A 21,715-nucleotide genomic window follows, 5' to 3' on the forward strand; every position below is an offset into this window, starting at 1 on the left:
TTCTGATGCTTAAAGGTCTTCTCACGGCCACAACGGCACCGAGACCAAGAAGGTGAGCACAATCAATCCGAAATGGGAAGCCTGTACTAAGGCCGACGACTCAATCTCCAACAATCGACGGATTCCCAAGGCGGTAAGGCCGACTACCGCAGCCGACAAGAGTGGAAGCAAGGCGAATGGGTACGGGATCGGGTTCCCGATTCCGAACGGCGACTCCAGCTCCCTCCACTCCGTCAACTTATTCGCGTAACTTACGATGCCGCCGAAAAAGTCCGAAACGGTGACCAGGAAGTCGACCGTCGCAGCACCCTCACTGCCAAGACCTGTACTGGAAGGATCCTCTACCAGGATCCGGAAGGTGTAGCTGGAACCAGCCGACGCATTCGCCGGGATATTACCTGAAACTGTTACCTGCTTCTGATTGAACGAACCAGTATTCAACACTACACGGTCAACCTCGAGATCCACATACCGACAGAAGTCATCCTGGGAGGTACAGGAGATATTCAACGGCACTTCCTCACTACCTGTGTTCTCCAAGAGGATCTGCTTCTCGAAAGTATCGCCTGGAGCTCGGGCAACAGTGAATTTCTGCGTGTCACTGGCGACTGCTGCCGACACCGTCCAATTATACTCACCAGTCACATTCTCCACAGTCTCCTGAGGTTGAGAACTACCACCGCCTACGACTCCACCGCCGGTGCTTCCTCCTCCAGAGGTCCCACCCGGCGACTTCGACTCATAGTAAACCAGTTTCATAGAATGACTTCCTTCGTGCAGCGACGAATTCCCAAAGTCATCCGGCACCTCAACCGTCACATACTCCGTATCGTTGAAATACCGCTGATCAACCGACAGACCGCTATCACGCCCGTCGACATAGACCTCTGTCTCGGTCGGCAGCCTCTCCTCAAAGTTCGACAACCGGCTTCTCTCCACCGCAAAGGTAATCGGCTCCTCCTCAGTCAAGTTCGAGTAAACCTCGAACTCCCCACGGTACGTATACTTGAAATCAGTCGCCGTCTCCGTCTTCTGCACCGGTTTATGGCTTACAACTTCACCAGGACTGCACATCTTCTCAAACTCGAACTCCGCAGTCGTTGAAGCCCTGACCGTTCGAACCGAGTCCACCACGCTACATCCCTGCTCCTCGACCAGCTTACCGGAGAAGTCCACGGTCAAATTGACATCGCTTCTCGTGTTCGCCACCGAGACATTCTGACCGGCACGGTACAATTCGGAAACACCGTCACCGATTACAACACTACCTTCCTGGAACCGAGTGGATTCATTCACCTCGTTCTGAATCCAATCTCCGGAAAACGTGGAATTGGTGCAGGCCGTCGTCACCATACTGCTACCCGGCGGAACCTCCGCTGAAGTCGTCACCGAACACTTCGAAGACAGATCCACCGAGGTAAAGCTCACACTCCGAGAGTTCGAAGCCTCAAGACTGGTCTGATTGTAGAACGACTGCTGATCCAAGTCCGCCGCACCATACTGACCCTTCTCGAAAACCTTGACACTGGCATCGATCCAGTCACCCGTCGAGTTATAGTAGACTGATGATGTTGAGTCTGCGTCAACATCGACCTCACGCTGACCACAGTTCACACAACTACCAGGCATCTCAGGGCTTGAAACATTCACACCGGTCCAACTGTAGCCACCAGTCTCAGTCAAATTCTTCCTGCGACTGACTCCCTGAGTATCGAGACCCTGGCCAAACGCTCTGTCCTCAAACAAGGAACTGTTGGATTCGTCGATGAAATCCACAGTGAAAGTCGGCCTGTTACAATCCATCGCCACCGTCACACCCTGACCAGACGGAACGTCATCTGTTGTGGTCTGACTGCATACCGAGGAGAGGTCTACACCGGAGAACTGGAACGACCGACTGTTATCCACAACAAGCTGAGTCTGATTCACCAATACCTGCTCATCCTCACCGTGGTCAAAACCACTATCCTCGTACTTGCTGTAACTGGATTCCGTCTGACCAGTGATCCAATCATTCTCCCAGACTCCGGTGTGCTGAACACTGCCGGATGCAGGGATAGTACCGTTCCACGACTCGCCCTGGATGACTGATCCGTAGTTCTGAAGCGTCAGGTTGTAATCGATGCTGGAGGTAGCGTCGTTGAAAATCTCAACTGTCCTGTTCACCCTCTGCGTCGACAACGTGTGGCTGAAATCATCTCCCCGGAGACCTGAATCAGTCTCAGAAATATCTATACTGTAGCTCTTACCGGTTGCCCCATAATTGTCTGAAACGCTATAATCAGAGGAGACAGGAGGAGTGATGTCAACATCCATTTGAGAATTAGTCAACAAACTTAAATTACCGCCACCACTCCAGGTATCAATATCTTTCTCTCCCTTATCATCAACCTCGAATAGAAGCTTCGCATTCGAGGTGACACGATTATCAACAAACTTCCCCGAGGTAATATCAGGAGCATCCTGCGTCTCAAAGTTATAAGTTTGAGTCTGTGTACTAGCACTTCCATCGTCCAAAACCGCATACCATTCGTACTTAGTGCCCCACTCAAGGTTCACCCATTCCGTGGATGCATTTCCTTCATCACTTAGCGTGTCCTTACCTATCTCCGAACCAGTATCCGCCTGATAGAAGGTCACATTAATTATATCTCCATCTGGATCTGATACATTAATTGATATATTAGGGCTTGTGGAATTGACCGCAGAATTATTCAAAGGATTATTTATTGCTGCGACTTTCGGCAGTTTGTTACACTGACCTAACGCTTTTAATCCCGGATAATCTCCTTCCCGTGTACACCATGTATTCTCAAAGTCAAATTCTGGCATACTTTGTTCAGGAGATGATCCAGTCATTTCAGGGGTAAGTAGCCCTGTTTCAGAAGAAGAATCATAGTCATATTGTGCGATCTCTTTATCATAATAATTCTCAACTGGATTACTATAGAGGCAGTTACCACAAACATTATATGTATTGGTTTGCCCAGATCCTACTTTCACTGCAGCTGAATATGTATGATAGATAAATCCGTTCCCATTACTATTACCAACAACACCGCCTACGTCTTGATTTCCACTCACATTAGCAATAGAGTAACTTCTATTTAGATTGGCTACTCCTCCAAGTGCATTGTTTAGCGAGCCTACTATGCCACCTACATAATCACCCCCACTACTAACTTCTCCACTAGTATATATATGATAAATCTCTAGATTATTGGATGGAGTCGTACCACCAATTAATGCCCCAGCACTACCTACTGACGAATGAATGTCAACATCAACTAGAGAAACATCTTTAATATATTCTGCATCAGTAACCGTGTCAAATAAACCCGCACCTTCTGTATCTCTATTCACATAGAGATTCTGAATTGTATAGCCGTTCCCATCAAATGTCCCTCGGAAACCATTATCAGTATCTTCTCCAATTGGATCAAATCCAGAGCCACCGTTCCAGTTTACAGTATCCGAACAATTTATATCACCTACAAGTTCATAATCAGCGGACAAATCATTCTCCATATCCTGAAGTTGTTGGCATGTTTCAATCTGGTATGGATCAGTTAATGTTCCGGACCCTCCTGCAAATGATCCGAGTGCACTGGTGAGTAGAGCAAGTGTCGCCACTGAAAACAGGAACAGCTTCCGCAGAGACATATGGAAAATTGGTAAAACAGTATTTAAAAAGAGAAGGGATGGGACAGTGTCTACACCCTGGCCAACTGGATTCCTGACAACCCGGAGAGCCCTGCCAAGCCTGCTGCCGTCACAAAATCTGAATACCCGAATATCGACAAACCTGTACCGACAACACCGAGCAAGAGGAAGGTCAGCGGCATCCAAGCAAGCCGTCGCACCCACCTCGAACCCTTGGACTCACGGTTCCACAGAATCAGGGCTGGTGCCAAGAGGAAGGCAGATCCGACCGCCAGCAACGGTAGATCATACACCAGGCCCACCAGGGAGACGAAGACTCCGGAAACCACGGTAAACGGCATTACCCGTGCCTGGTGAGAGACATGGACTCCGTTCTCCTGCTTCGGCGTAGTATGGAAGAACGCGTCACCCCCTCGCAGGATCTCCACGATCTTCTTGACCGCTGTCGGAGCCAAACTACAGTACACCGCTGTACTGACTGCGAGGAACTTCACCAACTGCCTCGGCTTATCCCTCATATCGACGAGGAAGGAGAGAACCGGACTGGCCAAGGTCGCCACCGTCATCCCGTAAAACCCTGGACTGAAATCCAACTCCAAGCCCAAGCCGAACACAGCCGTCACAGCCAAGATATACGCCAGGAACAGGGTTGACAGCGGCAAGTTCAGGACCGGAAACGCGACATCCAGTTTTTCCGTAACCGTTGCCCTGCTCTTCAGGAACCGGGGTAGCTCCTTGATAATGTACTCGGTGGTTCCAGCACTCCACTTCAGATGCCGCTTCCACATCGCGTAGTAATCCTCAGGAAAGTCTTCTCCGCAGACGACATCCTCCGCAAACACACCTCTGTAACCGTTTTCACGGATCCGCGTAGCGAACGCCAAGTCCTCCGACACAATCTCCGGAAAACCACCAGCCATCTTCCAAGCCTCCTTCCGGATGACCGCACCGTGACCCAGGAACATCACGAAACCATACCTGTTCCTCTGCGGCATATACCGATCCCAGTGAATGTCGATACCCTTCCCAAGCAGCTGGGCAAAACGCGAACTCTGCTCGTTAGTATCGTGATTCGCCTGAACAAAACCGACATCAGGCGAAGAGAAATAGCGAAGAGCCTGCCTCAGAAACCCTGGGGAGATTCGTTCATCACTGTCTACAATAGCGAAGTAATCGGCCTCAATCATCTGAATCGCGTGGTTCAAAGCACCAGCCTTGAACCCCTCCCTACTGTCACGACGAATCACCTCAACCGCGTCGAAACTTTCAGCAAACTCATCCACCAATTCACGGTATTCCTGTTCTGTACTGTCATCCAGAATGTACAGGGTAGCATCGTGAACCTGGTCGACGCAGTCCTCCGCAGTCTCCCAACTGAAATCGTTGAACGTCGGCAACAAGACAGCCGCATCCATCCCTCTGGCTTCCTCCAAACTCAACTTCTCCGGCCTGCTTCGAGGCAGATAACCGAAGACCTGCACCACGATATTGTAGATCCCGTACAGCCAGAAAACAGCGACCGACACCACCAGGAAGCCGACGACCGAACCCGCCAAAAAACCGTTCATCGACCCTGCGATCCCCAATGCCTCAGGGCCGAACAGTAGAAGCGACCCCGTCCAGAGAGACAGGACCCACCCGTACATCGCAGGACTCTTCGCCTCAGTGATCCGGTATCAAGCCCTGTACTCTGCCGAAACAGCTTTACACGGTTTTGAACGAGGTAGATGTATCTGGCAAGACTGGATTCCGTAAGTCATAGTCCTGTGACAGACTTTCTCCTAAGTATTTTTAAGTGTTCGCCGAACACCGAACACCACTCGCCTGATCACTACTCCTTGCTGTCCAGGATGAAGATGAATCCGAGTAGGACGGCACCAGCTAAAGCCACAAGCAAAGCCAAAGCAACAGAGACCTCATTCGCCCAGATACTTGCCGACGACGCCTTCTGAAACAAGTTCCCCGACCCGTGAATCATATAAGCCGGAATAATCGAATGCGTCACCGCCGTCAACGTATTCGTAATGAACCCCAGCAACAAGATCCCCACCTGACTCGTCTCCGAACCACCATACCGGAAATTATGGTAGAACAGGAACGCCAAAGTCGTCGTCACCACCGACACGGTCTTTGACGCAACGATAGCAGCGCTGAGATCCATCCCGCTTCTAACCAGGAAGAAAGTCAAGACCGCTGTCGTCGCCATCAACACTCCGACATTAAAGAACAAGGTCTCGGCTGAAACAGCTGGCTCCACCGCCAAACCCAGGGCCGTCGTGCTCTCCGCCACCGAACCCTGAACCAGGACCGGGACACCAGGAGCAAACTGACCCGACTGACTCACAAGCATACCAAACAGCATACCCACAATCAAGAACACTACCGTCAACCGGATCGGCGACCTCACCCACTCCAGATTCTTCCCAAGGAAAGTCTGCTCCGGCGAATGAATCGTGATGAAATCAAACCCTTTCAGTTCCGGATTTGCCTCGAAGAAACCTCTGTTCTTCAGGTAAACCCGGATAACGCTAAATAGTACAACAGGAAGCCCGATAATAGCATACAGGAAGAACTTGACCAAGTTACTCGTGTTCTCCGCAGCACCAAGACCATACATCAAAGCAACAGGAACTGAAAGCGTCAGGATACCATAGAATAGCCAAATCGAGATAAGTTCTAAAGCCTGCTCAGTCCTCCCCGCCATACAGAAAATATGTCAGAAAGGTGTTTTTAAGATAACAGGGTGGACGAGGATTCAATCCTCCACCACGATAGCTCGTCGAACCGACGGAGCAGGAATAATCGCAACAGGAGCAGCAAACGGATTTCCAGTGACATACACCGCGACAGAAGCCAGCAACAGGCGTACAGCAGTCAGTTGATGCTCCTCCGACAGATTAGAAAACCAGACACGCGCTTTCCCCGTACTCAACATCGACTCCACAATCATCGCCGGAACCTCTACCACCAACTCAGTGGTAAACGCGTCTGCGTCCGGAAGAGTAGAATCCAACATCGCACCCCCAGGCCCAGTTTCCGGAACTACCTCTCCAGTAGCCTCCAACGGCTCAGCCTCCACACTCGTCTTCGACGCCTCATCAACCACCGACCCCTCAAACTGCGAGGATGGATGGGTATGCGTAGTAGCAGCTGCCGCAGCATCCATCGCAGGCTGCATCGACGCCAAGTCCGCAAGAACAGAATCAGGAAAAGCAATATCCTGAACAGCCTCCGACATCATCGCCGCCGTCGACTGCGCCATCAAGCTCTGATGATGGTCAAGAGCAGCAGTCAAAGGAGCCAAACTCTGAGCAAACATCTCCTGGTGCTGAGCGATCGCAGGTTGAAGAGAACTTGCTACCATCTGCTCCGTCGGAAATAGATCAGGATCCACAACACCAGCCAAAGCCGAAACCTGGCTCTGAAACACTTCATCGTGAAACTCCGGCATATTAGCCACCGAAGCAAGTGCCGTAGATGGCATCTCGAAACTCGGAAACATTCCACTCATATCCAGATCCAATCCTACACCCTCAAACCCTGACGGCGGCGACTCCCTCTCCGGCGGCTCACCAACCTCCTCTTCCTGGATATCGTGCTCAAGATAGACGGCACCCACATACTCCCGTAACAAGTCCTCAACCGATTCACTCTCATTCTCTGGATCAAGTCTTGTAACTTCACCCTGAAGAGAGAAGAACGACTGTCCCGGGATAACTGCTCTTGAAGCAACAGCCATCGGAACCTCGTCAAAGATCAGTCTGTAAACAGTAAGCGCCTCCCTCGTCTCCTCCAAAGACAAGCCGACTTCATCAGCAACTGCTTCCACATCCTCCAAGTCACGCCACAGCTCCCCAGCCTCACGAACAGTCTCAACCCACTCAACAGAAACCTGCTCCCGATGCTCCTCACGATCAGCCTTCAACGCCTCCTCCAATCCTTCAAAATCAGGCTCCTCAAACACATCCTCCTCATCCTCACTCATTACCAGGAAGGTAAGCGTAGACGCCTAAAGAAAGCTCAGGTAGGGATATGTGGTGGCACAGTCCGAGTTCCAAGCCCCTGTGCCAGAGGCAAATGCCAGGATATCTCACCCGTATCTATCCTACGACCTGTACAGCGCTGGTACCAGCTCCACTGTCGTCAAAGAGCTGAATGTCAATCGGGTTCTCACCGTCCGAAAGCTGCTCGTCTCCATCGACCGGATTCGTTCCGTCTTCCGTCGCAAACGTTACTACGCGTGCATCGATGGTCAGCGGCTGGTCTGAGGTTGCTACCAGGCTGTCAAGCTCGACTTCTGCCTTATCGTTGGATCCGAGCCTGTCAATCCCGTTGTTAGGATTGAAGACGACTTCGCTGGTAGCAGCTGACTGTCCTGCACCGGAGACCTCGACGTAGATCTTCCTGATTCCTTCGTCGTAGTTACCGTCAGAGTTGCTGTCGGTCGTCGGGTCGTTGGTTCCGGTGTGCATCACCATCTTCCAGACTCTGTACTCGGTGTCTTCTGATGGCTTGATGGTCTGGTCAGCGCTATGTTCCTCGATTGAGGAAGTGTTGCTGCTGATACCGAGATCGAACTGCTCCAGGGTTGGAGCGTACCTGTCAGCCACTTCTACAGTGGTCTGTTCAGGTGCCTGGTTGTACTCGGACAGGCTGATGTCGCCGTAGCTGGATCCGTCAGGGATAGTCACTGAATCGAAGGTCATATACCTGCCGTCAGATTCGACAGCAAGGTAGTAGGTCCCTGGCTCGTACTGAACCGTGGTCGATTCAGAGTCCACAGTGACTACATCCTTCTCCTGTGAAGTACCGAAGTACGGCTCAATCGCTCTCTCATTACCCCATACCTCGTTACCATCGTTGTCGGTAGGCTTCTCAGAGAAGACATGGACTGTGGCACTGGTCACATCCTGACTGGACATATCCTCCAGATTGATGTTCTTCTTCACCGCACGGTTCTCCCACGGACCATCAACAGTCTCCTCGTCATCAGGCTGAGACTGATCCGGCTGCGTAGGCACATCACCCGGGGCACCAGTTCCCTGGACATAGTTCAGCGCAGCAAATCCACCGGCCCCTATCAGAACGAGACCGCCGAAGATAACTGCAATACCAGTCATACCAATTCCTTTTCTATCCAAAGTTGATTCTCACCTCCGAGGCAAAGCATACAGCCCCAAATCTGATCGAACGATTTTCACTCAGAGATACCCATATACCAACTGTTCTTTATAAGGCAATTTGATATAGAGTTCAAAACGGCTGATTGAACTCCATTTCAATACCTATCAAGGATATAAAAACACACATCTGGCACATCTACAATATGGAAATCAAGGGCGATACACCCGCCGAAGTCAAGTTCACCTACAAACTTCTCTTCCACTTCGAACAAAAAGGCCGCATCCGCAAAGCCATCGAAGGTCTCACCGGCAAACAAAATAGATACACCAAATCAGAAATCGCCGACTACCTCGGATCCAACACAGAACACAGCAAGAGATACGCCGACGACTACCTCAAGAAACTCGAGAAGACAGGCGTACTGATCCACGCCGGAAAAAGGAAAAACGCAGATAGCCCTGACGACACCTGGAAAATAGACCGTCAGAAGCTTCTCGACGCCTTCACTGACACAGAATATTATAAAGAGAATAAGAAACTCTTCGCCAAAGCCCTCGACTACAGCCGAGAAGGACTCGACCTCACATAGGGCAGCCAAGACTTACAGACCCTCCTACCGCAACAACAGAGTATGGATCCGATTCCCGGCGGCGAGTTTCCAGAAACAGAAAAAGAAGAGGAAGACGAACAAGACGACATCTGCGACAACTGCGGAACCGAACTCGAATGGACTCTCGACCTCGACGGCGTCCAAAAACAGGTATGCCCCAACTGCGAGAACTAACTTTCTCTGGTCTCCTCATAGTTTCCGCCGCAACTACGGCACACTACCCGATCCCCCTGATTCCAAGCACCGCATCGACAATTCCACTCCTCTCCAGGCGGCTCAACCTCACTTCCTGAATCATCTTCTTCAGGCTCAGAACCCTGAAACTCCATCTCCTCACGGAACTCCTCCTTCTCTACATCGGGCTGGTGACCGTTCGTCATATAGCCCTGCATCTTCAGCCACATCCACGTCTCCTTAGCCGCATCCTCCGCCAATTCCTCAGCAACATCACTCGGTACATCCTCATACCTGTCCTGGATGAACTTCTTCATCTGGTACACCTTCTCGTCCGTCGACGTCGCACCAAACAGGAAACGCACGATAGCATCCTCATCACGACGCATCTCCTCACTGATCTCCTCAGCATCGAAATCATCCGCCTGAGCAGCAAACTCCTCTTCCAGCTCATCACGGAGATCCTTCGTCGGATCCATAATGTTCTTAGGATGCTCCCAGTCCTCAGCACGGCCCTCCTCGTGCATCTCTTCCAAGATCTCTTCCGATAGACTTGTCCAGGAATCAGGGATGCCGCCACGTTGCTCAACCTTTAACCGGAGTTTCTCACGCGCCATCTCCTGAAGCATCTCCTTCCGATTCTTTTCACGCTCCTCCTCTTCCTTCTCTTTCTCACGCTGCTTCCGCTTCGACTCCTCAATATACGGCTCCGCAGACTTCTCCCAGTCCTCCTTGAACAGGGCGTCCATATACTCCTGGAAATTCATCGTCCCCCAGCGATCCAACTCCTCAGTGAACAGGCTCCAGTCCTCGTTGGAGATCTCGTCGACAGGATCCTGAACACACATCCGGGGCGTCGGCAACCGGTGACCGTACCGCGTCCTACCATTCTTCCTCCAGTCAACCACGTTGTCATCGTAGATGAATCCGTACCCGAACTCGGGATAACTGCCGTCCAATTGTCGGTAGTCCCTGGTCGAAAACGCCTCTAAGATATCATCCCGCGTCGACCCAGTGTACCACGAACGAACATCCTCCTTGTTCATCCGAGTCACAATCCGCTTCGACGCCTTCGACAACAAGTTCCCGTGCGTCTCAGACGGCTTCGTATCGAACCAGAAATTGAAGTTGTAGTGCCCAGAGTCGTTCATCGCCTCCCAGATGAAACGGTTGAACGCCCGGTCAGCAGCACTCAACGAATTCGACTTACTCGACTTCTTAATCACCTCCTGAGCCTCAAGAATCGACGCGATAAACTGGCAATCCAGCTTCTGGAGCTCGGTGCCAGACAGGTTCCGAACGATATCGAACATCGTCTCCATAAAATACACCATGACGAACTTCCGCAGCGTCTCATCACTGATGAAACCGGTATACAGGGTCACGATATCCGGTTCATCGGACAGCATCGCCTCCTTCAAACGAGGACGAAGCTTGTACTCGAAATCACTGGAACACACCACTCCCTCAGTAAACCGGCCATCCCAATCACGCTGGAACTTCCCCTTGATATCCTTCTGATGCGCCACCCGAGTATCCTTGAACGACTCACCATCCCCGTACTCCTTGGAAACGAAGTGATCGCTCTCCTTCAAGTCATCAACATTCCGTAGATCCTGGTAGCTCGTATCCCCAACCTTCACCGCTCGACCGTAGAAATCCTTGTACTGATTGAACCGGTCAGGATGGATAATCCGCAAACCCCACTTCAACTGCTCATATCTTTCAAAATCATCCACAGGCACAGCGAAAGGCTCGAAAAAATCCGGCACATCACAGGTCGGCATATTCCGGGAAATCGGAGTGAACACCTGGATCGAGAAGCTCGAGTTTAGACCATTCGAGTAGTTCCGCCTGAATAGGTCTGGAAGATCTGAGTTCGTATAACCCCAGTTGTAGATCTGCTGAAGCCGATCCCTGATCTCCACCTGCTTCTCCCTCGCCTCCTCCAAACGCTGACGTAAACTATCGTTCGACTCCGCCTCAATCAACTCATCCAGTTTCTCGATACGCCTCGGCGGCTTCTCCTCCTCAAACACCTCGATAACATCCTCGATATCAGACACCGTAGTATCTGGATCGCTGTACCGGTCCTGCTTCAGCAACTGCTTCACACCCTTCGGCTCCTCCTCGTGGTCAAGCTCTTTCTTCGCCTTCCGATTCAAGAAAAATCCGTTCGGAAACAGGAACTGGAAGACTTCCGCCAGGTGAGAAATCTTCGAAGCGTGGACCTCGAACAACTTGATGTGCCCTCCTTCGAGCCCGTGTTCTTTCGCCCAACCAGTGACCTGACCCTTTCCCGATCGAGGGATACCAGGAACTACGAGGTTATTGTTCTGGGAGTTCTCTTTCTGCCCCTCGTTGTACGTCGTCAAAATATGATTCAGATCGTAGAGGAACTCGAACGGTTTATCCAACGCTATCAAGCATCACCTCTCGTCAGTCATACTCATCTCCTCTTCTCCGCCTGCACCGTCACGAACCGCCTCCGTACCGGCATAGGCAAACCCGATCAAATGCTGGATCCGTTCGCCTCGTTCCTCCATCAAACGGCGAAGACGCGCCGGCGTCCTATTGATCTTCTTCGCCTCCCTACTCAACTTCTTCAATTCATACGGCGTAATCTCTATCTCATCCGTTTTCAAGGTTTCACGGAACTCTTCCTCCAGCTCCTCCAGTTTCTCTCGACTGCTGTCGTCATTCACTCGGGCGTAGTTCACCGCCGCGTTGACCGTATTGTAAGCCAGCCAGTACAGATACCCGATTACATCAGCATCCTCCTCACGGGCATCCTGCAACGCATCCATCCCTCTACGCGCCTTCCTCAAGGCCAAAGGACGCTGCTTGAACACCTCATCCAGAACATTCTGTTTCTCTCGTTCGTCTTCCTGACTCCACTCCTCGTCGACGTGGAAAACCTGCTTCTCAATTTGATCCGCCACCCAATCAGCCACCCATACTGGAATTTGCCTCAGAGATGTTTTTAAGAGTTGAATTGACCGGTTCCGGTGTCGACGACCAGCCCTGAACCACATCCAACATCGGACTCAACGCCTCACCCGGAGAGCTCAGGACATACGTCATCCCTGCCAATCGTCGAGTTCCTTCTTCCAACACATACTGGTCGATGAACAAGGTCAACGAGACCGCGAAAAACAAGAATATCAGTCCTGTAACCGTGATATACAGCTTCGACAAGTTCTGTCCCTCCACCAGCTTATTCACCTTCACCCAGACGATAGCACCCCATATCAGATTCGCAGCTGAAGACATCATACCACCTAAGATAATCAACGACGCTACCACACCCGCACCCTGCATCTGCTGAAACCCGTGGACAATATTGGACAGGAGGCCGCCAAACTCTACACCGAAGGCCGCCGGAACAGCAAATACAAGCTCCAAACCCTGCGACCTGAGAAACGAGTAAGACCCGATAATACCAGGTAACACGAAGACAGCGAAGATCAACCAGGAGTACAAACCATACTTCTTCAAGCCCTTGAAGAACAGTACAGGCCCCTTCACGAAAGGCAGCTTCAACACTTTCGCCAACACAGAGAGAACGAAACCCATTCCGTGGCATCAACCCCCTGGAACCTCGATATCAGGTCTATCACTTCCGGCCTCTGACTCAGACCGGTTCGACTCATCTCCAAGCCCACCTGGAGAGATCTCTTCCGAGAACAATCCCTGTTCGACAGTCCGGTTCTGAGCACGGCGAACCTGACTCAACGCATTCTGAATCCCGCTCTGTGCTTCCGCCGGTAAACTGGCATTCACCGACTCCAAGACACCAGCAGCCTTCGACAACCCTTGCCTGTGCCTCCGATCCGCCGAATCAACCGTCCTATTCAACTGGCTAGAAGCCTTCTCGAACGCTTCACTATTGTTCCGCTGCTGAGCAACCACCATCTCCGAAGCCCGCTCAAAAGCCACATCACCAGGATCCATCAACGGAGTCACCATCAGTACCTGGTCAACAGCGATATCCAAACCGTAAATCGGAGAACCAGCAGTCATCAAACCAGGCTCCGGCTCAACACCCGCTGAAGCACCCGACACCGACGCCGAAAACAGGACCAGTGCCGCAGCTAAGAAAATAGATCTCATAGAGTGAATTGGCAAAACGATATTTATAAGATTGAGTCACCAGTCAGCTGTTCTCTCCCTCACGTACTCTTTGACCTCTTCCAGCTGCTCCTCCGAAGCCACCTTCTCAATCCAACCGAGAGTGGAGTCCAAGTCGTTCTTCAGAATCCTCACAAACTCTTCATCGTTCACTGTCTACCAAACACCTCAATCCAGTTCGTAGCTGCCTGGGAGCTCGTCGACATCGCCCTTACTCTGGTCAGTACAGATCCTGTACACCAGGTACGGCAGGAATGGAAAGGCGAGTCCTGCGAGGACGATAGCTGATACCGCGACCAGCTCCACAGATAACATTTCAAGTCAGTATTTTTAAGTGTTCGCTGTAGAGCGAACACTACTTCGATACCACTGTCTTGTATCGACTGAAAAATTTAGAGAGGGTGGATTCACCCCCCTGGGAGGGTCGAATGCGAACTGTGTCTGGTGTGTACTCTTATATCTGTGCACGGTAGATTACATATATAACACGTACATAGGGTCAGATTGGTGTCATTACCGACCCATCACAATAGGGGGGTGTTCGCACCCCAACAACCCCACGCCCAAATCCAGGAAAGATCGAGGTGAAAAGCCACGAGTGGATACAGAAGACGCAGTACAGAAGATCATCAACCAGTATAACTTCAGACCCAGCCGCAAATACAAGCTCGAAACTATAACAGAGAAAGAAACCAAGACAGGCGGAGTACTCTGGAATTACCAAACCCACAAGCCCCCAAGAGAAATCAAACTCCCCAGGAACCCTCCCAGCGGATACACCAGCATCTACGACCTCAGAGACAAGGACGACTTCTTCCAGTACTTCGAAAACCGGTTCCCCGACCTCCCTGACGGCAGATACTGCGCTCGCACATCCGCTGGAGGAAACAACGGTATATCAACTCTATTCATCCTCGACTACCGCAACGGACAAGTCACCAACTGGATCAAGCAAAGCAACCCCAAAAACAAATACAAGGGGTACAGGGCCAGATACTACGCCCTACCCAAATACTTCCGACTCAGAGACGAACTCAACGTCTAACCGTGGAGAGTATCACCAAATGTCGAGAATGAGTTCTCCAGTAATCTCCCGTCGCTCTTTTACTGAGCTAAGAGATTTGTACTCACCCACAAACTCTTTAATCCGATTCATCACCTCTCTATCTAAATTTGAGCCTCTGACTTTGATACCAACAGATGTGAGATAATAATATACCTCACTCCCAACTCTATACCTCATAACAGGTGGATGCTTTAGATCAGAATGCTCCATCAATGGTCTCAAGATCTCGTCCAGCTGTTTCGACCCTGAAACACTTTTTAATCCTACAGTTTGTTCTAAGTGAGTTTCTTCCACTAATCGCTTTTCAGATAACACATCGAGAGCGGCTCTAATTTCTTCAGCATATTTGTGAGAAGATACGTCCTCGTAACACAGTTCTATCAGGTCTTCTCTGCCTCGGAGCGATTCATCAATGCGAAACAGGTCCTCATTCCCTATCTGTAAGTCAGAATCTACAGAGCTCTCTACCTCTACAACATAAGCGATAGATTGGTCAAAATCGTATTTTCGCGCCCACTCTATCTGATTTTCACTCAAGCCATCGCCAGCCGTTTTCACCTCGATAAATCTCTTCTCTCCACTTCGATCTATTACTAAGATGTCCGGAACTCCAGTCTCGACCCAATCATATGAGATCCGGGAAAATCCTTCCTGGAACAAAGCAAGTTCAACAGTCTCTGGAGCCAGCTTTGGACTCAAATTCAGGGTAAGAGCAGCTTCCTGAGAGAAGTACCTTCTAACAATCTCCTCGTAACCGTCACACACATTATTTTCATCTTCTACGATAACACGAATTCCCTCTCCACTGTTACTTAAAGTATAGATGAGGTATTTCACTCTTGGAATCCACCTCAACCCAGGAAAGACCGGATATTCCCAGCCACAACATTCATCGACGATTTGAACTCCCGAACATCAATCTGATAGTAAGCCCTCTGACCTCTCATCTCCTGACTGACCAAGAAACCGTGATTACTGGTGTGCAGCGGATTCAACGCGTCTTCCTCATCCTTCCAGCTACCCCTCAGATACTTCATCATCCCACGGAACCGTTGATCATCGTTCTCATCACCGTACTCCAAACCGATCTCAGACATCAGCTCTTGCTTGCCTGTCTCACCATTCTCCAAGAGATACTTCAGAACAGTTCGAGCATTCTGACGGTGCTCATACGTGTTTGAGTGATTCGCATAAGCCAGCCAAACAATCTTATCCAGCGTCCGAGTATTCGGAACCTCTAAGCCGTAAAATCGGTCAACGAACTCCAGCACCTCGTTCCTCAAGCCTCTCCAGGTCGCGTCAAACACCGGAACAGACAGAGAGACATAATGCTCGTTAGCCTCTATCGAAGAGTGTAGAAATCCAACTTGCATCGGACTCCCGCTTCTAGTACCCTTCAACGGTCGAATCCGCTTATTGAACAAGTCAACATCCTCGTCACTACTTTCATCAAGACCTAACTGACTCATCACCTCGCCACGTCTCGACTTCCCGCTACGAGAAAGCGTATCGAGAATGAGCTCTGCCTCTTCTCTAGATTTGCTGCTGCTCGCGTGATTCCCGTAAGTCAACCACAGTATACGGTCTATAGCCTTCAGATCTATCACCAAGTAGTTCGTTCGCAGGTCGCGTTCGCAGACCCTGATTCAGACTGGCCAACCCACGCTTAAGAAAATACCCTGCCCGACCACACCGCCCAGAGAAAACGTTCCCTGACACCTTACAGAACCAGCTGTATACCAGGAACCGTGTTTTCCCAGGTAGATCTCCCGCTTCGACACGGGGAAACTACAGCAAATCCTTCCGACCTCACCACCAACGACTCAGTCCACAACCACCTGCAGAAAGACTCCGTCTCACAGAAACTCAGATTTGCACTCCAGGGGGTGATTCCCCGGTCAAAAATTTAGAACCCGGGTCAACACCCCACCCGTGTCAATATCTGCAGCACCTGGTAGTGTCGGGCTTTACATCAGCTTGAGACTGATACCACAGTAATGAGTGATCCGACGATTCACTCTTCGGACTATCTGAAGAGACACTACGTGCAGCGACAGAGGCCTTCCCATCGCAAGAAGAGCTAAACCAACTGGTAGAAGCTGTTCAGCAAGGCCAAGAGAGATTAGAACAATCCAGAGAGTACGCAGAGGAGTACATCAATCTCGGTCCACCCTGGGACTATGACCCTGACGACTACTCACCAGGAGAAGAAGCAATTCTCACAGCGATGAAGTGGACCTACGAAGGCAGGGAATATCTCGAATCAACCGACGACACTGATCTAAACACCATAGCAGAACGTATCGAAGAAGGCTCCCAATCCTTCGCAGAAGAATCCGATGACCCTGAAATCGAATACCCATACAAAGGACTCCACCTCCTGCTCTCATCACTGGACGGCCTCATCACTTGGCTCTGCGAGAACGATTCAGAGATCGAGCCAAACCACTACAACGACGGAGAGGAGCCCGTATACCTTGGACGGCAAAAGAAACGCGCACTGGAGGAATGGTACGATGAACACGCCATATTCGGAGTAGAAGACGATGAAGGAGAAGCGTTCAAACAGAAGTGGGATGCCTTCTGGAACCACCGCCACCGGATAATGCACGGCTCCCCTGACGCCTACTACGACGAAAACATCGGCGTAGCCACCCTCTTCTTCGTCGGACTAACCGCCCACGTCGTGAAAGAACGCTACGACGAGCTAAACTAAGCGATCAAGGAAACCAGTTTACAGCGTTGCCTCATCCAGATAGGGACAGTCACCCATATAGAGCGGATGTCCCTCGTACTCCACGAGCTTCGCCTTCAACTCCTCAATTCTCTCCGCCATCTCATCCAAGATCTCGGCAGCATCCACAGCGTGCCGATAGACACCCTCCTCCCCCAAGTCATCAATAGCATCGTAGTAGATCTCCAGCACTTCCTCCTCGATCTCGTCCCGATACTCATCAAGATCATCGAGGTCGTCAGACTTGAGCAGGGCCTCGTAAGTGTAGACCCGAGCACTTCCACGAGCATCTGCAGTAAAGGAAACCGTAGCAGGATCTGACCTGGCCGTGGTCTCATCCATACTATCTTCCGCTATAGCTCGCAACCGCTCCTTATCCGTACTCAAGTGCTCACGGTTCAAGATGACCGCCTTTTGAAACACCCACTCATCAAAGAACTGTGTCGGCTCCAAAATATACCCCTCTGTCTCAACCTTACGGCCATCAGAGAACTCGCTTCTAAAGTCACTCTTCGCAGATTCAAAATCCTGGTACAGCCCCTCTATCTCCTCCTTCAACTCCCGCAACTCAGAAGCGTGATTCTCCAGGAGATCCCGCAGATACCGGTCATCCTCGATTGCCTCAGGAACCACACGAAACCCCGTATCCCGGCCAACCACATCAACCAACGGAGCAGCTGGCTCGACAGAAGCACCACGGACCTTCGGAAGATTCGTCTCGTCGCTGAAAAAGCCCGCATCATCACTCACACCCAACTCATCGATATCCCCGTGCCAGGCCCGAATCCGCTTACGAAGAGTCTCTGTATGCCGATGACGGACATCACGGTTGAGCTCCCGCTTCAACAAGTTCTGCTGTTGCCAATAGAGGTAGACCAGGCCACCAGTAAGAAGAACGGAGCCAAGCCCAGCAATCACCTGAGCCCACTCCTGAAGCCAATTAAAAACGAGGTCAACAGCCATATGAAAACGCGGACACGCCAGCAAAATGAATGTTTACCGTTACAGCCGACAGTACGGCTTTCCTCTGAGTCCCATAGTCTCTTAATTCACCGCCTACATCGACGAGTATGGGGAGCAGCGTGGAAGAGACAGAGAAACAGGAAGAGGAGGAATCTGAAGAAGAGGAAACAGATACCTCCACAGAAGCTCGACGCCACGCACTCGAGGATGCCCGACGTGTCCTCGACCACGAACTCCAATCCCTCAACGATGTCACTCAGAAATCCTGGCGAATCGTACAGTTCAACGGTCTAGTCGCAACAGTCTTCGCAGCACTCGTACCGATTCAATCCGGACTAAACCAACTCACCCTAATCCCCGGCCTGGTCCTCGCCGCAGCTGCCCTAGTACTCGGCTACTCCACATACACCGCTTTCCAAACCCAGGAACGAGAAAGAGTCAGGACAGGCCCTGAAACAGATATGTACCGCGCCGTATCCGATCACGACTACGAAGAAGACGAATACCTCTCCCACGCACTACGGATCCACGCAGACGACATCGATGCTATGCAGCCGACAACAGAAGATAAGTCCGAAGACGTCGACAGAGCCCTTCTCACCTCTATCCTCGGCGTCATACTTTTAGTGGCAGGTGCTCTACTCCTCTTTACAGTATGACCGACGAAGGAAACTCCGGTGACGGTGGCTCCTCCGGCGACGGTGAAGCCCCCGACCTGGGACAATTCGGCTCCCACGAGACGTTCAAGGGCGGAGACAGCCCCGACAATACACGGTCTGGCGACTCCTCCGACGACGAGTAAGACCGCTGGAAACTCTTTCCGCCTACAAGTTTTAAATTCGAGTCAGCAGCAGGTATTCAACATGGAACGGTTCGCTGGAGGTGAGCTCTGATTCGCTATATCGACAACTGGATTCAGCTCAGAAAGGCCCTCGACCGAACCTATATCTAAGCTCGGTAATCCGCACCCACCGACACAAAATCCATTTCCATCTTTTCTACCGGATCTCCGTAGGCGAAGAAGCTCAACTCATCACCATTGAAGATACCGCGGATACTCGCCCACCACCAAGAACTGCCAAGATTCCTGGCATCCACACGACTCAAACGCGCAAGGTCTGGATGCGTATGAGCAGTACCGAGAAAATTGTAATCCGAACTCAACAATAGCTGCTTCCACCTACCGCCGACTTCATCCATACAATCGAAGTCGACACTTCCAGCACTCTGCTTTTCAGGATTCTCGGCCAAGTCAACCTCCCGGATCCACACCTGGTCCTCGTCAACATCCCCGAAAAGGCAGAAACCCTTCTCCAAGGACTCGTTGTAACTACGGTCAAAAACACGGTACTCAGATACAGGTACAACTACTTCCTTCCCTACTGGATCCGACCACATCTCCGGATGCATTGGGGCAACCCTCGTAAGGAAGATCCCAGGTAAAACCACCACCCCTACCAAGAGAACCAAGAACAGCCAGCCGAACCAGTTCCAATGCCGAAGCTCCCTCCTCAAATCCTGGTTCCGCCTTCGCTGCTCCACCACTTCATCCAACAACTGCTTCTTCTCCCTCAATCCGATCCTACCACCTCACCATTTTTCAGCAAAACCTGCTGACTGGCATCACCCTCTTCTTCCTCCTGAGATTCATCCACCGGTTCAGCTTCCACAGGCTCATCCCCCACTTGAGACTCTGCCTCACTCTCGGATTCCTCACCCGGCTTGAACAGGTACCGGTCACCATTCTCATCAACATAGGTCTCGACACCGTTCACCTCCTCAGTCCTATACTCCTCCCCGTCAACCTGACCAGGACCAGGATTATCCTCAATCCAATCCCTCACCCAGTCATCACGGATCTTCACCGGACGAGCCTCAGAAGTACCCTCGATATCATCAACCTCCTCCTCGAGATACTTCTGAGTCCGTGGCTCCTGCTTCTCCAGCAAATCCGGATCACTATCCTCAGGATCCACCACAAGCTCACTCAACCGACGACGAATATACGCCGGACCCTTCAACTGTGCCTCAGTATGATCCTTCTCCAACGCCAAGAAAGCGTGAGCCTCCCGGTACGTCGGCCAATACCCGTACTCCTCATGGAACTCTCGAACCGTATTGAACGCCAAATCCTGAAGCTCAGTAATCCGACCAGACTCAATCATCTGCTCGTAAGCATCCCTACTGACATCATCAACACTCACACCAGATCACCTCGGTTCTACGCGGTCCGGCGTTCTACGATGTTCTCCACGGTTTTCCCGTTCTTCCAGTCATCGTTCGGGATCGCAGCGATAACCCAACTGTCGTGATCTTCATCACGGCGATGCCTCTTGGCACCACTCACGCCGTCAAAAACAGCATCCCCGCTCTGACACACAGTACAAATCAGACTCATCCCTTCGATATCATTCTGGTCGATATCATCGAGACGCTGAGCACCATCTGCCTTCTCCGGCTTCTCACCATCCACATAGTACACCGTCGAAGTGCCATCCGACTCCTTCTCGATCCGATCCTGGATATCGGAAACCCGGTTACCGAGCTCGCCGTACTCCTTTGTTCCTGACTCAACCTCGTGGCCATACACATACTCTCCGAGCTCCGAAATACCGTGAACCGGTTGATGCCTCTTGATCAACTCGAAGACCAGTTCGTTCCTATCTTCAACACTCTTCTCACGGATATCACTCAGAGACCTTCCTTCAGCATCCGATGACTCTTCATCCTCAACGGAGCCTTCTTCACCGAGTGAAGACTCTTCGACCTCGTCCTGTTCCCTCCTGCTTGCCTCTTCAACGTCATCAGAGAGATCCTCGCTAGAAGACTGTGACTCCCTATCCTGGTGTACTTCCTCTACTTTCTCTTCCAGTTTATCAATCATCTCCCACATCGCAGAGAGCTTCTCATCGACATCAAGCGAGGCAGAACCATCTTCCTGAATCGTCTCTTCGATGCTATTGAGCTTGGATTCCAGCTCCTCATCGCTGACAAAGTTATCCATCACCGTCTCAAGCTGCGTCTGAACCGAATCAAACTCTCTCCGCAGATCACCGACCTCGTTCTCGAAATGCTCTGCCACATCCTCAAAACTCTGCAGTTCAGAAGACCCGAGTTCAACTCCGTCCAGTTCAGCAGCCAGCTCAACCAAGGAAACAGCCCTCTTCCATTCTTCCTCGGACCCAGGAGCAATCTTCAGATTTAGATTCTCGCCTTTAACGTGTACCGTGAACTCGTTGTCTGAGCTCAT

General features: G+C 51.1%; 23 protein-coding genes. 6 read left to right on the plus strand and 17 right to left on the minus strand.

Annotation, left to right across the window (positions count from 1 at the left end; all coding sequences use genetic code 11):
* Window positions 1-21: 21 nt before the first annotated feature.
* The 5 genes from ALTAJ2_RS19030 to ALTAJ2_RS02635 form a co-directional block, all read right to left on the minus strand.
* On the minus strand, window positions 22-3,663 hold the full coding sequence (locus ALTAJ2_RS19030) for a hypothetical protein (protein ID WP_144240186.1): 3,642 nt from the start codon (window positions 3,661-3,663) through the stop codon (window positions 22-24).
* Window positions 3,664-3,713: 50 nt separating this feature from the next.
* Window positions 3,714-5,309 carry a glycosyltransferase family 2 protein gene (locus ALTAJ2_RS02620; RefSeq protein WP_007110829.1) on the minus strand — a complete coding sequence of 532 codons (1,596 nt, stop codon included), beginning with the start codon at window positions 5,307-5,309 and terminating at the stop codon, window positions 3,714-3,716.
* A gap of 185 nt (window positions 5,310-5,494) precedes the next feature.
* Window positions 5,495-6,367: a hypothetical protein gene (locus ALTAJ2_RS02625; protein ID WP_007110828.1), complete on the minus strand. Its 873-nt coding sequence runs from the start codon at window positions 6,365-6,367 to the stop codon at window positions 5,495-5,497.
* A 51-nt stretch (window positions 6,368-6,418) separates the two neighbouring features.
* Window positions 6,419-7,648 carry a hypothetical protein gene (locus ALTAJ2_RS02630; protein ID WP_007110827.1) on the minus strand — a complete coding sequence of 410 codons (1,230 nt, stop codon included), beginning with the start codon at window positions 7,646-7,648 and terminating at the stop codon, window positions 6,419-6,421.
* Window positions 7,649-7,763: 115 nt separating this feature from the next.
* Window positions 7,764-8,783 carry a hypothetical protein gene (locus tag ALTAJ2_RS02635; protein WP_007110826.1) on the minus strand — a complete coding sequence of 340 codons (1,020 nt, stop codon included), beginning with the start codon at window positions 8,781-8,783 and terminating at the stop codon, window positions 7,764-7,766.
* A gap of 206 nt (window positions 8,784-8,989) precedes the next feature.
* Between ALTAJ2_RS02635 and ALTAJ2_RS02640 the strand changes: the two genes are divergently transcribed.
* Window positions 8,990-9,376, plus strand: coding sequence for a hypothetical protein (locus tag ALTAJ2_RS02640; RefSeq protein ID WP_007110825.1), 387 nt, complete (start codon window positions 8,990-8,992; stop codon window positions 9,374-9,376).
* A gap of 42 nt (window positions 9,377-9,418) precedes the next feature.
* On the plus strand, window positions 9,419-9,571 hold the full coding sequence (locus ALTAJ2_RS19545) for a hypothetical protein (protein ID WP_007110824.1): 153 nt from the start codon (window positions 9,419-9,421) through the stop codon (window positions 9,569-9,571).
* On the opposite strand, the gene ALTAJ2_RS02645 is transcribed toward ALTAJ2_RS19545, so the two are convergent.
* The 6 genes from ALTAJ2_RS02645 to ALTAJ2_RS19380 are packed head-to-tail and all read right to left on the minus strand — an operon-like array spanning window position 9,568 to window position 14,008.
* Window positions 9,568-11,997, minus strand: coding sequence for a hypothetical protein (locus tag ALTAJ2_RS02645; RefSeq protein ID WP_007110823.1), 2,430 nt, complete (start codon window positions 11,995-11,997; stop codon window positions 9,568-9,570). The two genes, ALTAJ2_RS19545 and ALTAJ2_RS02645, sit on opposite strands and share 4 nt — an antisense overlap.
* Window positions 11,998-12,000: 3 nt before the next feature.
* Window positions 12,001-12,525 (minus strand): hypothetical protein, encoded by a 525-nt coding sequence (locus ALTAJ2_RS02650; RefSeq protein ID WP_007110822.1) that lies wholly within the window; start codon window positions 12,523-12,525, stop codon window positions 12,001-12,003.
* Window positions 12,518-13,147, minus strand: a complete 630-nt coding sequence (locus ALTAJ2_RS02655) for a hypothetical protein (RefSeq protein WP_007110821.1) — start codon at window positions 13,145-13,147, stop codon at window positions 12,518-12,520. The genes ALTAJ2_RS02650 and ALTAJ2_RS02655 overlap by 8 nt, the downstream gene beginning before the upstream one ends.
* A 9-nt stretch (window positions 13,148-13,156) precedes the next feature.
* The gene (locus tag ALTAJ2_RS02660; RefSeq protein ID WP_007110820.1) at window positions 13,157-13,684 is read right to left on the minus strand and encodes a hypothetical protein; all 528 of its coding nucleotides are present in this window, start codon (window positions 13,682-13,684) and stop codon (window positions 13,157-13,159) included.
* Between the two features lie 36 nt (window positions 13,685-13,720).
* On the minus strand, window positions 13,721-13,855 hold the full coding sequence (locus ALTAJ2_RS20235) for a hypothetical protein (RefSeq protein WP_275039516.1): 135 nt from the start codon (window positions 13,853-13,855) through the stop codon (window positions 13,721-13,723).
* A gap of 15 nt (window positions 13,856-13,870) precedes the next feature.
* On the minus strand, window positions 13,871-14,008 hold the full coding sequence (locus tag ALTAJ2_RS19380; protein WP_160163709.1) for a hypothetical protein: 138 nt from the start codon (window positions 14,006-14,008) through the stop codon (window positions 13,871-13,873).
* A gap of 292 nt (window positions 14,009-14,300) precedes the next feature.
* Here ALTAJ2_RS19380 and ALTAJ2_RS02665 point away from each other — a divergent pair, with 292 nt between their 5' ends.
* Window positions 14,301-14,747 carry a hypothetical protein gene (locus ALTAJ2_RS02665; protein WP_007110819.1) on the plus strand — a complete coding sequence of 149 codons (447 nt, stop codon included), beginning with the start codon at window positions 14,301-14,303 and terminating at the stop codon, window positions 14,745-14,747.
* A 12-nt stretch (window positions 14,748-14,759) separates the two neighbouring features.
* Here the strand turns inward: ALTAJ2_RS02665 and ALTAJ2_RS18445 are convergent, their stop codons facing one another.
* Both ALTAJ2_RS18445 and ALTAJ2_RS02670 read right to left on the minus strand, forming a co-directional pair.
* Entirely contained in the window at window positions 14,760-15,605 is an 846-nt protein-coding gene (locus ALTAJ2_RS18445; protein WP_160163708.1) for a VRR-NUC domain-containing protein, read from the minus strand.
* 14 nt (window positions 15,606-15,619) lie between these two features.
* Window positions 15,620-16,375: a hypothetical protein gene (locus ALTAJ2_RS02670; RefSeq protein WP_050031418.1), complete on the minus strand. Its 756-nt coding sequence runs from the start codon at window positions 16,373-16,375 to the stop codon at window positions 15,620-15,622.
* A 620-nt stretch (window positions 16,376-16,995) separates the two neighbouring features.
* On the opposite strand from ALTAJ2_RS02670, the gene ALTAJ2_RS02675 reads away from it, so the two are divergent.
* Window positions 16,996-17,484, plus strand: coding sequence for a hypothetical protein (locus ALTAJ2_RS02675; RefSeq protein ID WP_007110817.1), 489 nt, complete (start codon window positions 16,996-16,998; stop codon window positions 17,482-17,484).
* A gap of 18 nt (window positions 17,485-17,502) precedes the next feature.
* Here ALTAJ2_RS02675 and ALTAJ2_RS02680 read toward each other — a convergent pair whose 3' ends face one another.
* Complete coding sequence (locus ALTAJ2_RS02680) at window positions 17,503-18,465, minus strand: hypothetical protein (protein ID WP_007110816.1); 963 nt, start codon at window positions 18,463-18,465, stop codon at window positions 17,503-17,505.
* 107 nt (window positions 18,466-18,572) lie between these two features.
* Between ALTAJ2_RS02680 and ALTAJ2_RS02685 the strand changes: the two genes are divergently transcribed.
* Window positions 18,573-19,124 (plus strand): hypothetical protein, encoded by a 552-nt coding sequence (locus tag ALTAJ2_RS02685; protein ID WP_007110815.1) that lies wholly within the window; start codon window positions 18,573-18,575, stop codon window positions 19,122-19,124.
* Window positions 19,121-19,267 (plus strand): hypothetical protein, encoded by a 147-nt coding sequence (locus tag ALTAJ2_RS19550; RefSeq protein ID WP_007110814.1) that lies wholly within the window; start codon window positions 19,121-19,123, stop codon window positions 19,265-19,267. The genes ALTAJ2_RS02685 and ALTAJ2_RS19550 overlap by 4 nt, the downstream gene beginning before the upstream one ends.
* 146 nt (window positions 19,268-19,413) lie before the next feature.
* On the opposite strand, the gene ALTAJ2_RS02690 is transcribed toward ALTAJ2_RS19550, so the two are convergent.
* The 3 genes from ALTAJ2_RS02690 to ALTAJ2_RS02700 are packed head-to-tail and all read right to left on the minus strand — an operon-like array spanning window position 19,414 to window position 21,715.
* Window positions 19,414-20,040, minus strand: a complete 627-nt coding sequence (locus ALTAJ2_RS02690; RefSeq protein WP_007110813.1) for a hypothetical protein — start codon at window positions 20,038-20,040, stop codon at window positions 19,414-19,416.
* Window positions 20,037-20,669: a hypothetical protein gene (locus ALTAJ2_RS02695; protein ID WP_007110812.1), complete on the minus strand. Its 633-nt coding sequence runs from the start codon at window positions 20,667-20,669 to the stop codon at window positions 20,037-20,039. The genes ALTAJ2_RS02690 and ALTAJ2_RS02695 overlap by 4 nt, the downstream gene beginning before the upstream one ends.
* 17 nt (window positions 20,670-20,686) lie before the next feature.
* Window positions 20,687-21,715: a hypothetical protein gene (locus tag ALTAJ2_RS02700; RefSeq protein WP_007110811.1), complete on the minus strand. Its 1,029-nt coding sequence runs from the start codon at window positions 21,713-21,715 to the stop codon at window positions 20,687-20,689.

It is taken from the genome of Natrinema altunense (genome assembly GCF_000731985.1).
Taxonomy (GTDB): Archaea; Halobacteriota; Halobacteria; order Halobacteriales; family Natrialbaceae; genus Natrinema; species Natrinema altunense.

Excerpts from the sequence above, each read along its gene's own strand:
- ALTAJ2_RS19550 (WP_007110814.1), top strand. The coding sequence starts at position 19,121 with ATGACCGACGAAGGAAACTCCGGTGACGGTGGCTCCTCCGGCGACGGT.
- ALTAJ2_RS19545 (WP_007110824.1), top strand. The coding sequence starts at position 9,419 with ATGGATCCGATTCCCGGCGGCGAGTTTCCAGAAACAGAAAAAGAAGAG.
- ALTAJ2_RS02675 (WP_007110817.1), top strand. The coding sequence starts at position 16,996 with ATGAAGTGGACCTACGAAGGCAGGGAATATCTCGAATCAACCGACGAC.
- ALTAJ2_RS02640 (WP_007110825.1), top strand. The coding sequence starts at position 8,990 with ATGGAAATCAAGGGCGATACACCCGCCGAAGTCAAGTTCACCTACAAA.
- ALTAJ2_RS02625 (WP_007110828.1), bottom strand. The coding sequence starts at position 6,367 with ATGGCGGGGAGGACTGAGCAGGCTTTAGAACTTATCTCGATTTGGCTA.
- ALTAJ2_RS02685 (WP_007110815.1), top strand. The coding sequence starts at position 18,573 with ATGGGGAGCAGCGTGGAAGAGACAGAGAAACAGGAAGAGGAGGAATCT.
- ALTAJ2_RS02630 (WP_007110827.1), bottom strand. The coding sequence starts at position 7,648 with ATGAGTGAGGATGAGGAGGATGTGTTTGAGGAGCCTGATTTTGAAGGA.
- ALTAJ2_RS02620 (WP_007110829.1), bottom strand. The coding sequence starts at position 5,309 with ATGTACGGGTGGGTCCTGTCTCTCTGGACGGGGTCGCTTCTACTGTTC.
- ALTAJ2_RS02655 (WP_007110821.1), bottom strand. The coding sequence starts at position 13,147 with ATGGGTTTCGTTCTCTCTGTGTTGGCGAAAGTGTTGAAGCTGCCTTTC.
- ALTAJ2_RS02680 (WP_007110816.1), bottom strand. The coding sequence starts at position 18,465 with ATGGCTGTTGACCTCGTTTTTAATTGGCTTCAGGAGTGGGCTCAGGTG.
- ALTAJ2_RS02635 (WP_007110826.1), bottom strand. The coding sequence starts at position 8,783 with ATGACTGGTATTGCAGTTATCTTCGGCGGTCTCGTTCTGATAGGGGCC.
- ALTAJ2_RS19030 (WP_144240186.1), bottom strand. The coding sequence starts at position 3,663 with ATGTCTCTGCGGAAGCTGTTCCTGTTTTCAGTGGCGACACTTGCTCTA.
- ALTAJ2_RS02700 (WP_007110811.1), bottom strand. The coding sequence starts at position 21,715 with ATGAGCTCAGACAACGAGTTCACGGTACACGTTAAAGGCGAGAATCTA.
- ALTAJ2_RS02660 (WP_007110820.1), bottom strand. The coding sequence starts at position 13,684 with ATGAGATCTATTTTCTTAGCTGCGGCACTGGTCCTGTTTTCGGCGTCG.